Origin of the sequence: Aneurinibacillus sp. REN35 (assembly GCF_041379945.2) — a bacterium.
GTDB lineage: Bacteria > Bacillota > Bacilli > Aneurinibacillales > Aneurinibacillaceae > Aneurinibacillus.
Genome location: NZ_JBFTXJ020000005.1, coordinates 84117 through 97269, shown reverse-complemented (window position 1 = coordinate 97269; position 13153 = coordinate 84117). Strand labels below are relative to the sequence as shown.

Annotated in this window: 20 protein-coding genes; 16 read left to right on the top strand and 4 right to left on the bottom strand. The window is 45.5% G+C overall.

What is annotated here, in order from left to right; translation table 11 throughout:
* Positions 1-19 precede the first annotated feature (19 nt).
* From AB3351_RS11390 to AB3351_RS11380, 3 genes are read left to right on the top strand one after another with little or no spacing between them, the layout of a single operon-like run.
* The gene (locus AB3351_RS11390) at positions 20-442 is read left to right on the top strand and encodes a GlcG/HbpS family heme-binding protein (protein ID WP_371147271.1); all 423 of its coding nucleotides are present in this window, start codon (positions 20-22) and stop codon (positions 440-442) included.
* Between the two features lie 32 nt (positions 443-474).
* Positions 475-1995 carry an aldehyde dehydrogenase gene (gene adh, locus AB3351_RS11385; RefSeq protein ID WP_371147270.1) on the top strand — a complete coding sequence of 507 codons (1521 nt, stop codon included), beginning with the start codon at positions 475-477 and terminating at the stop codon, positions 1993-1995.
* 27 nt (positions 1996-2022) lie between these two features.
* Positions 2023-2388, top strand: a complete 366-nt coding sequence (locus tag AB3351_RS11380) for a DUF779 domain-containing protein (RefSeq protein ID WP_371147269.1) — start codon at positions 2023-2025, stop codon at positions 2386-2388.
* Positions 2389-2452: 64 nt separating this feature from the next.
* Here the strand turns inward: AB3351_RS11380 and AB3351_RS11375 are convergent, their stop codons facing one another.
* Positions 2453-2608: a YycC family protein gene (locus AB3351_RS11375; RefSeq protein ID WP_371147268.1), complete on the bottom strand. Its 156-nt coding sequence runs from the start codon at positions 2606-2608 to the stop codon at positions 2453-2455.
* Positions 2609-2666: 58 nt separating this feature from the next.
* The gene (locus tag AB3351_RS11370) at positions 2667-3230 is read right to left on the bottom strand and encodes a thioredoxin family protein (RefSeq protein WP_371147267.1); all 564 of its coding nucleotides are present in this window, start codon (positions 3228-3230) and stop codon (positions 2667-2669) included.
* A gap of 166 nt (positions 3231-3396) precedes the next feature.
* Between AB3351_RS11370 and AB3351_RS11365 the strand changes: the two genes are divergently transcribed.
* The 4 genes from AB3351_RS11365 (at position 3397) to AB3351_RS11350 (ending at position 5116) form a co-directional block, all read left to right on the top strand.
* Positions 3397-3606 carry a hypothetical protein gene (locus tag AB3351_RS11365; protein ID WP_371147266.1) on the top strand — a complete coding sequence of 70 codons (210 nt, stop codon included), beginning with the start codon at positions 3397-3399 and terminating at the stop codon, positions 3604-3606.
* Positions 3607-4058: 452 nt separating this feature from the next.
* The gene (locus AB3351_RS11360) at positions 4059-4277 is read left to right on the top strand and encodes a hypothetical protein (protein WP_371147265.1); all 219 of its coding nucleotides are present in this window, start codon (positions 4059-4061) and stop codon (positions 4275-4277) included.
* Positions 4278-4551: 274 nt separating this feature from the next.
* Positions 4552-4956: a PaaI family thioesterase gene (locus AB3351_RS11355; RefSeq protein ID WP_371147264.1), complete on the top strand. Its 405-nt coding sequence runs from the start codon at positions 4552-4554 to the stop codon at positions 4954-4956.
* Positions 4957-4987: 31 nt separating this feature from the next.
* Complete coding sequence (locus tag AB3351_RS11350) at positions 4988-5116, top strand: hypothetical protein (RefSeq protein WP_371147263.1); 129 nt, start codon at positions 4988-4990, stop codon at positions 5114-5116.
* A 47-nt stretch (positions 5117-5163) separates the two neighbouring features.
* On the opposite strand, the gene AB3351_RS11345 is transcribed toward AB3351_RS11350, so the two are convergent.
* Entirely contained in the window at positions 5164-5325 is a 162-nt protein-coding gene (locus AB3351_RS11345) for a hypothetical protein (RefSeq protein ID WP_371147262.1), read from the bottom strand.
* 243 nt (positions 5326-5568) lie between these two features.
* Here AB3351_RS11345 and AB3351_RS11340 point away from each other — a divergent pair, with 243 nt between their 5' ends.
* From AB3351_RS11340 to AB3351_RS11310, 7 genes are all read left to right on the top strand, one after another.
* Positions 5569-6297, top strand: coding sequence for a (Fe-S)-binding protein (locus tag AB3351_RS11340; protein WP_371147261.1), 729 nt, complete (start codon positions 5569-5571; stop codon positions 6295-6297).
* Positions 6294-7709, top strand: a complete 1416-nt coding sequence (locus tag AB3351_RS11335) for a LutB/LldF family L-lactate oxidation iron-sulfur protein (protein ID WP_371147260.1) — start codon at positions 6294-6296, stop codon at positions 7707-7709. Before AB3351_RS11340 ends, AB3351_RS11335 begins: the two co-directional genes overlap by 4 nt.
* Positions 7699-8400, top strand: coding sequence for a LutC/YkgG family protein (locus tag AB3351_RS11330; protein WP_371147259.1), 702 nt, complete (start codon positions 7699-7701; stop codon positions 8398-8400). Before AB3351_RS11335 ends, AB3351_RS11330 begins: the two co-directional genes overlap by 11 nt.
* 33 nt (positions 8401-8433) lie before the next feature.
* Positions 8434-9366, top strand: a complete 933-nt coding sequence (locus AB3351_RS11325; RefSeq protein WP_371147258.1) for a 3-hydroxyacyl-CoA dehydrogenase family protein — start codon at positions 8434-8436, stop codon at positions 9364-9366.
* A 77-nt stretch (positions 9367-9443) separates the two neighbouring features.
* The gene (locus AB3351_RS11320; protein WP_371147257.1) at positions 9444-9716 is read left to right on the top strand and encodes a DUF1294 domain-containing protein; all 273 of its coding nucleotides are present in this window, start codon (positions 9444-9446) and stop codon (positions 9714-9716) included.
* The gene (locus AB3351_RS11315) at positions 9713-10321 is read left to right on the top strand and encodes a YdcF family protein (protein ID WP_371147256.1); all 609 of its coding nucleotides are present in this window, start codon (positions 9713-9715) and stop codon (positions 10319-10321) included. Before AB3351_RS11320 ends, AB3351_RS11315 begins: the two co-directional genes overlap by 4 nt.
* A gap of 115 nt (positions 10322-10436) precedes the next feature.
* Positions 10437-11006 (top strand): hypothetical protein, encoded by a 570-nt coding sequence (locus tag AB3351_RS11310; RefSeq protein WP_371147255.1) that lies wholly within the window; start codon positions 10437-10439, stop codon positions 11004-11006.
* 149 nt (positions 11007-11155) lie between these two features.
* Here AB3351_RS11310 and AB3351_RS11305 read toward each other — a convergent pair whose 3' ends face one another.
* Positions 11156-11362: a hypothetical protein gene (locus tag AB3351_RS11305; RefSeq protein WP_371147254.1), complete on the bottom strand. Its 207-nt coding sequence runs from the start codon at positions 11360-11362 to the stop codon at positions 11156-11158.
* A 187-nt stretch (positions 11363-11549) separates the two neighbouring features.
* Between AB3351_RS11305 and AB3351_RS11300 the strand changes: the two genes are divergently transcribed.
* Both AB3351_RS11300 and AB3351_RS11295 read left to right on the top strand, forming a co-directional pair.
* Positions 11550-12503, top strand: coding sequence for an MBL fold metallo-hydrolase (locus AB3351_RS11300; protein WP_371147253.1), 954 nt, complete (start codon positions 11550-11552; stop codon positions 12501-12503).
* Between the two features lie 96 nt (positions 12504-12599).
* A complete protein-coding gene (locus AB3351_RS11295; protein ID WP_371147252.1) occupies positions 12600-13130 on the top strand; it encodes a DUF2179 domain-containing protein in 531 nt (176 codons plus the stop codon).
* The last annotated feature ends 23 nt before the right edge of the window (positions 13131-13153 follow it).

Sequence of the window (13153 nt, the reverse complement as noted above, 5' to 3'; positions counted from 1 at the left end):
AGTAAAGGGAGGCAGACATATGGGTGTATTAACGTTAGATATGGCGAAGGAAATGATCGAGCATGCAGAGCATGAGGCGCGTCAACTCGGTGTTCCGATGGTCATCTCCGTTGTTGACGAGGGAGGTAACTTTATTGCCTGCCACAGAATGGATGATGCGCTTCTAGTAAGCATAGACATCGCCCAGAATAAGGCATGGACATCAGTAGCATTGAAGATGCCGAGTGCTAATTTAGCAGCAGCGGGAACACCTGGCGCTGAATTGTATGGGATCAATACGACAAACAGCGGACGGATTGTACTTTTTGGCGGCGGCATTCCGCTGCATGTAGAGGATCGCATTATAGGAGCGGTCGGTGTTAGCGGGGGATCTGTGGAGCAGGATGTGCAGGTAGCAGAAGCCGCGGTCAAAGCGTTTGAGAAGATGGCAGCCAACGTATAAATCCAATACAAAATCAAAGGAGGATAACGATTATGATTAGTGCACAACCAGGACAGGAGCAGGCGAAGGTAAACTTTAAGGCGCAGTATGAAAATTTCATTGGCGGCAAATGGATAGAGCCGGTAAGAGGCGAGTATTTTGAGAATATCACTCCGGTCACAGGACAAACATTCTGCCGAGTTGCACGCTCTTCTGCTGAGGATATTGAGCTTGCATTAGATGCGGCTCATGCGGCCAAAGACTCCTGGGGACATACTCCAGCGGCAGACCGTGCGCGTATCCTCAATAAAATTGCTGATCGGATGGAAGAGAACTTAGAAAAACTGGCTGTTGTGGAGACATGGGACAACGGTAAGCCGATTCGTGAGACGATGGCGGCTGATATTCCGCTTGCGATTGATCATTTCCGCTATTTTGCCGGAATTCTGCGTGCAGAAGAGGGAAGTATCAGTGAGATTGATGAGAATACAATTGCCTATCACTTCTATGAACCGCTTGGAGTTGTGGGACAAATTATTCCATGGAACTTCCCGATTCTGATGGCATGCTGGAAGCTGGCTCCGGCGCTTGCGGCAGGGAACTGCGTCGTATTGAAACCGGCCGAGCAGACACCGGCATCAATCATGGTGCTGCTTGAGGTTATTGAAGACCTATTGCCGCCAGGAGTTCTCAATGTGGTCAATGGCTTTGGTGTTGAGGCCGGTAAGCCGCTCGCATCAAATCCGCGTATCGCAAAAATCGCTTTCACAGGCGAGACAACGACGGGTCGCCTGATCATGCAGTACGCTTCCCAAAATATTATTCCAGTTACGTTGGAGTTAGGCGGGAAATCACCGAATATCTTCTTCCCGGATGTTGCGGCGAAGGATGATGCATTTTTTGATAAAGCGATTGAGGGATTCGTTATGTTTGCCCTAAATCAGGGGGAAGTGTGCACCTGTCCATCCCGTGCACTGATCCATGAGTCCATCTATGATGAATTTATGGAGCGGGCGCTTGGACGTGTTCAAAGCATCAGACAGGGCAATCCGCTAGACACCGAGACGATGATTGGTGCGCAGGCATCGGCGGAACAGATGGAGAAGATTATGTCCTATATCGATATTGGTCTTCAGGAGGGAGCGGAATGCTTGATTGGCGGTGAGCGCAATCAGCTAGAAGGGGATTTGAGCGGCGGATATTATGTGAAGCCTACGATTTTTAAAGGGCATAATAACATGCGTATTTTCCAGGAAGAGATCTTCGGCCCGGTTGTATCTGTGACGACGTTTGCAGATGAAGCGGAAGCGTTGCATCTAGCCAATGATACGTTGTATGGACTGGGTGCAGGCGTATGGACCCGTGATATGAACACGGCGTATCGTATGGGGCGCAGGATTAAAGCGGGGCGTGTATGGACGAACTGCTATCATTCCTATCCGGCTCATGCGGCATTTGGCGGATACAAACAGTCCGGTATTGGACGCGAGACACACAAAATGATGCTGAACCACTATCAGCAGACAAAGAATCTATTAATTAGTTATTCACCAGATGCACAGGGCTTCTTTTAATCATCATACCTGAAGGAGATGAAAACCATGGCAGAAGTCGAGCGGGTGTTGGTGACAGAGAAGGCGCTCGATTTAATTGAGAAGCTGAAGGAGAGGCATGGGCCGTTGATGTTTCACCAATCTGGAGGCTGCTGCGATGGAAGTTCACCGATGTGCTATGCAAAAGGTGAATTCATGGTAGGCGATCAGGATGTCCTGCTTGGAGAAATCGGTGAAAGTCCATTCTATATGAGCAAACCTCAATATGAATATTGGAAGCATACACAGCTTATTATCGATGTTGTGAAAGGGCGAGGCGGCATGTTCTCGCTTGAAGGGCCGGAAGGGATGCGTTTTTTAACTCGCTCCCGTGTATTTACAGAAGAGGAGCGAGAAAGGCTGAATGGCAAGTAATACAATAAAAAAGCAACGGACGGGATAGACCCGCTCCGTTGCTTTTTTGCATGCATGCTTCTTATTATTCGTCGGCTTTCTTTGAATCTTCCTGCTTTGTGACTTCAGTAAGCTTCTGCAACAGAATGTGCTGCGGCATATGCATAATTTGCTCAATTGGTACGTTCAGCTTTTCGGACAGCATCTTCGCCGTTTCTAAGGAAATAGGATTGGGTTTCATAGATGTGCACCTTTCTTTTGCTTTTGCTCCATTATAGCAGATCGGCTCCGTTTATGATTTATAGCGCGGTGAGTATGGCGTGCAGCTCTTTAATTATAATGGATTGATAGCTTGTATCTTCTCCGTATTCCTGCAGCATTTTGGCACGTGCTTCCTTGATTTTCTCCTCATAATCCGCTGCGTTGCGGTCAGGATGTTCCTTTTTGAATGCGTTCATAATTGCCTGCACATGAGCGGGACGCGGTCCCCACTTACCAAGTACATTGCCTTCTGAATCGGTGAAGATTACGATAGGAATGGCGCGGCCTCCCATCGTAAGAAACTGATCCATCACATCGAGATGCTTCTCCATAATGAGTACTTCTGTCGGAATGCGAGCTTCTTCCATGGCGCGAAAGACGACAGGGACATTGCGTACAACATCACCGCACCAGTCTGCAGCAAGAATAAGGCAGCGCAGGTCATCACGCTGTTGTAGTGAGGCGAAGAAAGTCTGTTCTTCTTCTGACCAGGAGAAGCGATGGTACCAATCGTGAAAGGCTTCTTTATTCTTCGTCATTTCTTCCATAAATTGTTTAGGTGCCTCTCCTGCACCGAATTTATTTTTCAGATTGCTGCTCATCTGTATTCCTCCTTATTCAGGTATATGAATAGTGTGTTTCGGCGGAAGATAAAAAAATCCTGCCTGGGAATGTGTTTACCAATTTCGATAAAATATAAAATGTTCTCTCGTATTATAGTCCGGCGGAAGCTGCTACATTTGCTGACTCAGGAAAGAAGATCGTTGAATGGATACGATTATGCAACCAATTACGATGCTTTTGGTTCCGCTGCTTACCCTTTTATTCCGGTTAGCCTGTCAACAAGTGCTGCAGATGAAGATGCAGTTTGAACTTTTTCGGCTCCGTACAAAATATCAGAACAAGCCTATTGATTTACTAGAGGTGGCTAGAGAGTTATATGAAACATATGGGGTTAAGTCGATGGCGCTGCGATGACGATCCCGTGGGTGCTGCTGAGGATTATAAACCAAGTGTAAAAGCTTGGTCTTTTTCTTTGCAAAAAAATAAGTCGGGTTTTCGCCTTTTTATGTGAGAAGTGTTTACAAAGTTATCTGTTTAGAGTGCATTAAAGATAATAAAGTTATCATTTTAAAAGAGGGGCGAATCGAAATGAAAGAATTTTTAGGTACATTTTTTGTTTGCCTAGTAATTTGTTATATGGCTACATTTTTCTTTGCTGATCTTATTCTAAATAATATTTGGGCTCTTATTTCTTTTATTGCGTTCATATTGTCAATCTTTATTACCGTTTTTCTGAAACAGGAGTTTAGAATTGAGAAATTAGAAAAGAAAATAGAAGAGTTATTAAATAACAAGTAAGATTTTTAGGATAAACTTTTTCATTCCACAGAGGGAATTTTTAACGAAATGATGAAGGGGGCGATGTAGTGAATGTGCTACCTCAATTAGTTGGATTAAAAGAGTTCGCTGAAATCATTGGATGGGATAAGGCGAGGCTCAGTACAAAATATTCCCGGCAGCGCGACGGTAAGAAAGTGCGCCCGCCCCTTCCAGAGCCGATTCAGATATTAGCTGCTACGCCGGTTTGGACAAAAGAGCAGGCATTAGCATATAAAAAAATAATTGATGAAGTTACAAGCGAGTGAGTATGACGCTTTTTATGGGTGCATTTTTTCTTCTGATTCTATGGAAGGCTCCTGTCGCTCTGTGTTTATATTGGATTGCCGGATCGTTGTTTGGGCTGTTAGAGCGTGCGTTCTACCGTACCAATTGGGGAAAAGCACTACTATACAGCAGCCATCATATAAAAAGAATAGAATAATAAGTGAGCTGGCGAAGGCGGTGGATGGTCCGCCTTCGTCATTTTTTTGTGTTAGTGGTAAGATAAAGGCGGATACTACATATGACGGAGGAAAATAGATGACTGATGCACGCTATTTACAGGAACTAGAAGAAACTTTCGCAAAGGTACCGTTCTGGAAGCATACAGGCTGCGTGATCGAGCATATTGAAGATGGAAAGGCAGTGCTTTCGCTTACTATTGCGCATGAACATATGAATGGAAACATGACGCTGCACGGCGGGATGTATGCAACGCTTATGGACAATGCGATGGGTCTTGCTGCCCGTTCACAGGGGGAGATGAAGCAGGCGACCACCAATATGAATATTCATTTTCTTGCCGCTAGTAGCGAAGGAAAAATCTATGCTCACGGCCGTATTGTACATCGTACAAAGCGTACCATTACGACAGAGGCGCGGGTACAGAGTGAAGATGGAACGCTGTTGGCTACAGCCACAGGAAGCTTTCGGGTGTTAAGATAGTAATAATATAGAGAGAAAGGAAGAAAAAGAAATGTTGAATGCTATTTTCTTCTATGGGGCCGTTGTGCTTTTTGCCCTGCTGCTTTTATTTATTATAGGCATAACCTTTGGGATTCAGCTTCCGTTTCTACGTCGTCGCGCAGGCAGGAAGAATAAATAAAAAACGAGGCGATCTCTCGGTGTGAGAGGGAGCCTCGTTTTTTTATATTATACGGCAGTATAAAATTCATTGAACTCTTCACGGGATATTTTGCAGCGTCCATCTGAAAACAGAAGGTAAACATCATGTTCAGTTTCCTTTAACACCATTCCATGCTGAGGAAGAATTCGATCATATCCCTTATTCGTCCGTACCCATACCATTTTCATGACATGTACCTCCTTATATGGATTATTTTTGTAATCTTTATCGTAACACTTTGTTAATTTTATGTAAAGATTTTATTAAGGATGATAATTTTATATTGCTCTTCTTCTTACTTTATGCCTGGGTCTTCATATAAATGTTTTATTACTGTATAACAGGATATGCATGTGGGATGATTGGCAGGACGCTTATTGTTCTGTAAAATTAAAAAATACAAATAATTTAACAGGGAGTAGGAAACAACCATGAGAGTTGCTTTGTTCATCACATGTTTATCTGATGTATTTTTTCCCGATGTTGGTAAGAGTGCAGTGGAAGTGCTGCAAAGATACGGCGTTGACGTTCATTTTCCTGAAGCACAGACGTGCTGCGGACAACCCGCTTACAATAGTGGTTATCAAAAAGAGGCAAAAGAGACAGCCAAACATATGATCAACGTATTCTCGGCATCTGATTACGTCGTAGCGCCTTCCGGGTCTTGCGTGGCGATGATTCGCCATTACTATCCAGAGCTGATGAAAGAAGAAGAGGAGTGGAGAGAGAAGGCGCAGATGCTTGCTAAGAAAACATATGAATTCTCTGAATTTCTTGTAAAAGTACTGGAAGTGGAAGCGGTCGATGCTGCCCTGTGCGCTCGTGCTACGTATCATCATTCCTGCCATATGAGTCGGGGGCTGGGCATTCATGCCGAGCCGGCATCTCTTCTCTCTAATGTAAAAGAGTTGGAAATAACAGAACTTCCCTATTGCCAGGATTGCTGTGGATTTGGCGGTACTTTTGCCGCCAAAATGAGCGCGATTTCTGAAGCGATGGTAGATGAGAAAATAAAGAATATTGAAGCAACAGGAGCTGAACTTTTGATTGGATCAGACATGGGCTGTCTGATGAATATTGGAGGCCGTTTACGGCGTACAGGAAAGGATATACAGGTCATGCACGTAGCGGAAGTATTGGCGAAAGGAGGAGCCAAATGAGTGTGCAACCACTAGAGTTTTTTGGAAGGGTAGATAAAGCGCTGTGGGATCAACAGCTGCGAAAAGCGGTACCGTTCACTCAGGACAGGCTGCGTGACGGGCGTTTTCAGGCAGCAGATGAATTGGGCAATATAGAGGAATGGCGCGAGTTGGCTGCACAGATCCGAATGCATACGATTGAGAATCTAGATAGCTATCTTGAGCAATTAGCGGCGCAAGTTGAGAGGAACGGGGGACATATCCATTTTGCAGCAACTGCTGAAGATGCTGTAGCACGTGTCCTGGAGATTGCACAGGATAAGAGTGCATGTTCCGTTATCAAATCAAAATCAATGGTCACAGAGGAAATTCATCTTAACAAGCATCTTGAGGCGCAGAATATTCGGGTCATCGAATCTGACCTTGGGGAATATATTATTCAGCTTGCAGGGGAGACACCGTCCCATTTAATCGCACCGGCCATTCATAAGACACGATCGCAAGTAGCAGAGCTTTTTTCTGATGTAGCCGGGCGTACGTTATCTGACGAAACGGAGGAATTATGCCAATTCGCCCGTGAAGAATTGCGACGTGAGTTTTTAGAGGCGGACATCGGCATCTCCGGATGTAATTTTGCGGTTGCGGAGTCGGGATCTGTCGTATTAATTAGCAACGAGGGCAATGCCCGGCTTACGACTACGCTGCCTAAGGTCCATATCGCTATTATGGGAATGGAGCGTCTGGTTCCGACGTGGGAGGATCTGGACATTGTTGTATCTATGCTGACGCGCAGCGCCACCGGGCAAAAAATCAGTGTTTATATGACTGCGCTGAGCGGTCCGCGTCACCTAGGAGATATAGATGGTCCAGAGGAATTTCATTTGATTGTCCTTGATAACGGACGCTCTGATATTCTCGGGACAGCTTATCAGGAAGTGTTGAAATGTATTCGCTGCGGCGCATGTCTGAATGTATGTCCGGTCTATCGGCATATCGGTGGACATGCATATGGCGGAGTATACAGCGGCCCGATAGGAGCTGTGCTTACCCCGCTGCTTCAAGGATATGAAGAATGGAGCGATCTTCCGTATGCCTCAAGTTTATGCGGGGCATGTACTGAAGTGTGTCCGGTCAAAATTCCGCTTCATGACTTGCTTATTGAGCATCGAAAAGACGAGGTCGAACAAGGACATACCGGATGGAAGGAGAAGTTAGCCTTCAAAGGATTCGGTTACATAACGACTCATGCTTCTCTATATGATAAGGCTGTCCGTACCAGTCATACAGCTACCGGATGGTTGGCTAAAGACGGTATCATTGAAAAAGGTCCGGGTCCGCTTACAGGGTGGACAAGTGTCCGCGATTTACCACAGCCGGCTAAACAATCATTCCGCGAATGGTGGAAGCAGGAGGGGAGTACACATGGCAAATAACGGACAAGAAGCCTTCCTGAATCGAATCGCAGATAAGTTGGGACGTCCGCGTCGCAGTGGAGTCATATCACCGGTCCGAGATGCGAAGCCTTATGCTCACCTGCATCAGGGACTGGATCATGAAGGACTTATACAGCAATTTATTGAGAATTTGCGCACACTACGGACAGAGGTGCAGCGTGTCTTACCACAGGAGATAGACGAAGCATTCGCCCGGATTATAGAAGCATCACCCGTTCGTTCTGCTGTCTACTGGGATGACGAACGCTTGCATGCTTTAGGATTGGCGAATCTGTTGGATACGCATGGGATTGTACACCGAGCATGGGATGTGTCTTCGAATGAGCAGGAATTGCGTCATTATGCATCCGGCGTGGAGATGGGGATTGTCTATGCGGAGATCGGGCTATCGGAGACAGGGACGGTGTTGTTATGGAATGGCGGCGGAAGAGGACGATTGGTGAGTCTTCTTCCGCCCATATTTGTGGCGATTTTATCTGAGACAGCGATCGTTCCGCGTATGACGGAGGGGGTTGCCTATATAAAAGAACGGATGCCAGACGGGCTTCCGGCGTGCGTGAACTTTATTACCGGGCCGAGTCGCACGGGAGATATCGAAATGGACTTGGCTTTTGGTGTACATGGCCCAGGCAAGGTCCATATCATTTTGATAAAAGAGGAGAAGCAGTAGAGAAACATACTATACGTACAAGGAGTGGAAATAATGATTCAACAAGCGGCCGTAGTAGGTGCCGGTGTGATGGGGCATGGAATTGCACAGGCTTATGCACAGGCAAATATTCCTGTCGTGCTATATGACCTAGAAGAAACCTATCTCGCCAAAGCCAAGCAAGCGATTGAGGCTAACCTTACGCTGCAAATGCAGCAAGAAATGCTTAGCGAAGAGGCAGGCAAAAGTGCGCTTGCCCGCATTGTCTATACAACAGAGTTAAAAGAGGCGGTTCAGCATGCGGATATGATTACCGAAGCTATTCCCGAAGTGATTGAGTTGAAATGGGAATTGTACGAAAAGCTAGAATGCATGGCCAAGCCGGAGGCTGTTATTGCATCCAACACATCGACGCTGCCGATCTCAAAGTTAGCGGAAAAGATGCGTACGCCGGAGCGCATGATTATTACTCACTTTTTTAATCCCGCACAGCTCATCCCGCTTGTTGAAGTGGTACGGCATGCGCGTACAGCCGAAGAAGTCGTAACATTTACAATGGAAGTAATGCAAGCGATTGGCAAGCAGCCGGTACTATTGAAGAAGGAGGTACCAGGATTCATAGCAAATCGCCTGCAGGCTGCAGTGGTGCGCGAAGCATTTCATCTGCTTGAGGAAGGCGTAGCGGAAGCGCGGGATATTGACTTGGCAGTGACAGCAGGGCCTGGTTTTCGTTGGGCTTTTATTGGTCCGATTGAGACAGCGGATTTTGGTGGATTGGATACATGGAAGCGTGTAATTGATAATCTAGCACCTGAACTCGGACAGAGCAAACAGGCTTCCGACCTGATTAATGAACGTGTCACAGCCGGAGAACTAGGTGCAAAGACGGGCCGAGGCATCTATACATATGAAGAAGTTTCTGTTGCCGATAAGATTAAAGAACGGGACAAAAAATTCATTGAACTAGTTAAGGTGAAACAAGGATAATAAATAGAGAAATAAAAGAGCGGCTATCCTGCCGCTCTTTTGTTTGGGATATTGCGCACAGAAGCGGAGGGAATGCGGTGGAATGGATAGGTGGATACCTGCTTGCCGTAAATTTATGCGGTTGGCTGTTTATGAGGATGGATAAGCGAAGAGCGCGCCGTCAGGCGTGGCGTATCAAAGAACAAACATTATTTTTGATTGCGCTGCTTGGAGGGGCGCTGGGCTGTTTGATCGGCATGTATATGTTCCGCCATAAGACACGGCATGCGAGATTTGTATGGGGAATGCCGCTTATTTTGGCGATTCAGATTGCTCTTATCATGTTTTATGGAGGCCGGTTGTTTTTGTGAGTAAAAAGATAAGGATCGGATTGGCTGTCGCACTTGGCGTCGTGTTATTGATTATTTTTTTATATAAGTCGATGCTGAATAGTTTTGCACATTATCTTGTATATCCGGATCGGGAGGTGTCAAGCGATTTTATTGTGCTGCTTGGCGGGGAGACGGATGGGCAGCGGACGCGTAAAGCTGTAGAATTATACCGTGCTGGAGTGGCACCGAAAATCATCGTTTCATCGGGTGCTCAGATTTCGTGGCGCACAACAGAAAGTAAGGAAATGGTGGCACTTCTCCGGGAATTGCAGGTCCCTGACCGGGATATTATTTTGGAAACAAAATCGCTCAGCACCTATGAAAATGCACGATATACAAAAGAGTTGTTAGAGAAGAAGCAGCTTGCGGCGAGACGGATTACGCTGGTGACAGATCACTGGCATACGCGCCGCGCTGTTTTCGTATTTAAGCACGTATTTAAAGCAAGTGATGTAGAGATAACGAGCGTAGGCTCTCGTTCACTCAAAAAGATCGAACTGGAGCAGTGGTGGCAGGATCATGAGAGTACGCAGACCATTCTCAGCGAATGGGCACGGTTGGTTGTATACAGATTAAAATATTAAATTTGCATAGAGGTTCCTATTTCTTCCGTGTATGTTTGGCCCGTAAATCTGCCGGGTATGTACTAAATAAATCGAAATTTAGTAAAAGACTATGAGGAAGAAAGGAAGACGGAATATGCAGAATGAAATGAATTACACAACTCCTAATACGACGACATCAACGCCTTCTTACTCTGATTATAACTCTGGCTATGCAGCCGAGTATAACCAGAATGGCTCTGCTACATCCGATTATGGAAAGCTTGTATTCGGTATGTTCGCCGGTGCACTGGCCGGAGCGGCAGCCGTTATGCTGATGGACCGAGGAACCCGATCCAACGTGGCAAGCGGAGCAGTCACAGTAAAGGATATGACGATGGACATGGCGCGTGATTTAAAAAGTGATCCGCAGGGATTCGTAAATAAAATTCAGGAGAAATCACAGGTTGTCTCCTCCATTGCACAGGAAGCGTCCCGTTCGATTCAGCAGATTGCGGACAAGGCGATGGAAGCGAAGGAATATTCGATGGAAGCTGTTAATGTAGCCAGCGAGGCAGTAGGTGATATGAAGAATGTAGCTACCTCTGCGGCACAGCAAGCATCAGCGGAAATGAAAGACATGAAGTCTACGGATTCAGCTCCTACAGACCGTCGTGATCAGCATATGAAAAAGGATAAAAGTCCAGACGGCACAATGACTCCTTAATTGTGTAACTAATAGCAGATACATGCAGTAAATATTTTAAGGCTGTACAGAAACACGCTCTGTACAGCCTTTATGTTTTGATTACCCTATCACAGTCCTCAAAGAAAACAAGCAGGTACTATCCATACCTGCTTGCCTTTCTTTATGCCCTATGCTTCATTGTTTTCTTTATGTCGAATGAGATCCGATTGCACGACGGTTTCAAAGTTGAAGTGCTTTATATCGCCAAGAAAATCAATTTCGATTGCTTTATTGTTTATACAGCGAATGATTCCTTCGCCGAATTCTTCGTGAATGATTGCATCATCTGTTGAAAAGTCTGCCATGCGGCGTCTTGTTTCAAAGAGATTCATCATTTTTCCCTCCAATCATCGAGGTAGTATTTAACTTTACCTCAATTTCCTGGAATAAAAACAGTATATAAAAAATTATTAAAAAATTTACGCAATATATCATCTTAGATATTTGCATGTTACAGAGAACTCTATATCAGGTAAATTTGATAAGATAAAGAAAATATAAACAATGGGAAAGGGAGATTATATGAACCAATATGGACTTTATCAAGTAACCATTCCACTTCCGTTTCGCTTAAATCACGTACATTGTTATGCTGCCCATAATGAAGGGAAATGGAGTATTATCGATACCGGACTCAACCGACCGGAAACGCGTCAAGCATGGGAGACGGCATTTCAGGAGCATGGGATTTCTCCTCAGAGCATTGAGCGCATTATTCTAACCCATCATCACCCGGACCATTTCGGCTTTGCCGGAGGGATGCAAGAGTGGAGTGCGGCGGATGTATATATGAGTGAAGAGGCAGAAGAACGTGCGCTTTTTAGCTGGACCAAAGAGAACTTTATGCGCAATCAGTCATTTTATATAGCGGCAGGCATGCCAGAACAAGTGGTGAGACAGCTTGGAGACAATGATGATCTGTTCTATGGATTGGTGCGCCCATTTCCGCGAGATATGAAGCGCATTGAAGAGGCGAATACATATCGTATCGGTGAGCTTGTTTATGAAGCGATCAAAACACCGGGACATGCGGAAGGACACATATGCTTCTACAACAAAGAAGAGAAGGTTCTGCTGGCTGGTGACCATCTGCTGAAAAAAATATCTCCTAATATTTCCCATCATGGGCATGGAGACGCTAATCCGCTTCAGACGTACCTCACCTCTCTTGAGAAAATAAGGAAGCTTGATATCGCTTTGGTCATCCCGGGTCATGGACCTGTCTTCACAGATGCGCAAGAGCGTATAGAAGAGTTGCTTCAGCACCATGAGGAACGATTGACACACATTCTGGATGTGATGAAAGGGGAGATGAGTGCCTATGCGATCTCTCAAAAGCTGTTCTCCCGAGCGCTTACGGTTCATGAACAGCGATTTGCCATCGGTGAAACGATCGCCCATCTTAATTATTTGGAGCAGCAGAAAAAGATTGTAGTCTGCCGAGATACACCACAGCATATATATAAAAGGATATGACCTTAGAAGTAATTTGCATTGAGACATCTATTCGCATATCTGCCTGCTGTTTTCGTTTCTTCTCTTTCGGGAACTGTATGAAAGGGAGGGATGCGGATGTTTGGTGAAGTGATCTGGGTTGTCGCCATCTTTTTTTCCCGAGTTCTGGATATGTCGATGGCGGCGATCCGCACCATTCTACTTGTAAGAGGAAAAAAACTTCCTGCAGCACTTATTGGCTTCTTCGAGGTTCTGATCTTTGTTATCGTGTTGAGCAAAGTAATGCAGAGTCTTGATTCGCCGGTCAATATTCTTGCATACTGTCTCGGATTCGCGACAGGGAACTATGTAGGGGCATGGCTGGAAGGGAAAATGGCATTTGGTAATGTATTGATCCAAGTTATTTCTAAAAACCATTCAGATCGATTGGTTGAAGAAGCAAGAGCAAAAGGGCTTGGTGTAACCATTGTTCGTGGCGAGGGCAGGGATGGAGAACGGAAGATTATTAACATCCATGCAAAGCGAAAGTGGTTGGATCGAATTCTCACTCGTATAGGGGAAGTGGACCCCAAGGCATATGTCTCCATTTTTGATTCCAGGCATGCAATCGGTGGATTTTTTGGCGCAGGCATGGTCAAAAAGACATAGGGGTGTACTGCTGATCCTATATT

What these genes read in the sequence shown, in the direction of transcription:
- AB3351_RS11355 (WP_371147264.1), top strand. Translation starts at nt 4,552, where the DNA reads ATGACTGATGCACGCTATTTACAGGAACTAGAAGAAACTTTCGCAAAG.
- AB3351_RS11345 (WP_371147262.1), bottom strand. Translation starts at nt 5,325, where the DNA reads ATGAAAATGGTATGGGTACGGACGAATAAGGGATATGATCGAATTCTT.
- AB3351_RS11325 (WP_371147258.1), top strand. Translation starts at nt 8,434, where the DNA reads ATGATTCAACAAGCGGCCGTAGTAGGTGCCGGTGTGATGGGGCATGGA.
- AB3351_RS11390 (WP_371147271.1), top strand. Translation starts at nt 20, where the DNA reads ATGGGTGTATTAACGTTAGATATGGCGAAGGAAATGATCGAGCATGCA.
- AB3351_RS11335 (WP_371147260.1), top strand. Translation starts at nt 6,294, where the DNA reads ATGAGTGTGCAACCACTAGAGTTTTTTGGAAGGGTAGATAAAGCGCTG.
- AB3351_RS11350 (WP_371147263.1), top strand. Translation starts at nt 4,988, where the DNA reads ATGTTGAATGCTATTTTCTTCTATGGGGCCGTTGTGCTTTTTGCCCTG.
- AB3351_RS11305 (WP_371147254.1), bottom strand. Translation starts at nt 11,362, where the DNA reads ATGATGAATCTCTTTGAAACAAGACGCCGCATGGCAGACTTTTCAACA.
- AB3351_RS11330 (WP_371147259.1), top strand. Translation starts at nt 7,699, where the DNA reads ATGGCAAATAACGGACAAGAAGCCTTCCTGAATCGAATCGCAGATAAG.
- AB3351_RS11310 (WP_371147255.1), top strand. Translation starts at nt 10,437, where the DNA reads ATGCAGAATGAAATGAATTACACAACTCCTAATACGACGACATCAACG.
- AB3351_RS11300 (WP_371147253.1), top strand. Translation starts at nt 11,550, where the DNA reads ATGAACCAATATGGACTTTATCAAGTAACCATTCCACTTCCGTTTCGC.
- AB3351_RS11295 (WP_371147252.1), top strand. Translation starts at nt 12,600, where the DNA reads ATGTTTGGTGAAGTGATCTGGGTTGTCGCCATCTTTTTTTCCCGAGTT.
- AB3351_RS11375 (WP_371147268.1), bottom strand. Translation starts at nt 2,608, where the DNA reads ATGAAACCCAATCCTATTTCCTTAGAAACGGCGAAGATGCTGTCCGAA.
- adh (WP_371147270.1), top strand. Translation starts at nt 475, where the DNA reads ATGATTAGTGCACAACCAGGACAGGAGCAGGCGAAGGTAAACTTTAAG.
- AB3351_RS11370 (WP_371147267.1), bottom strand. Translation starts at nt 3,230, where the DNA reads ATGAGCAGCAATCTGAAAAATAAATTCGGTGCAGGAGAGGCACCTAAA.
- AB3351_RS11340 (WP_371147261.1), top strand. Translation starts at nt 5,569, where the DNA reads ATGAGAGTTGCTTTGTTCATCACATGTTTATCTGATGTATTTTTTCCC.
- AB3351_RS11380 (WP_371147269.1), top strand. Translation starts at nt 2,023, where the DNA reads ATGGCAGAAGTCGAGCGGGTGTTGGTGACAGAGAAGGCGCTCGATTTA.
- AB3351_RS11365 (WP_371147266.1), top strand. Translation starts at nt 3,397, where the DNA reads ATGGATACGATTATGCAACCAATTACGATGCTTTTGGTTCCGCTGCTT.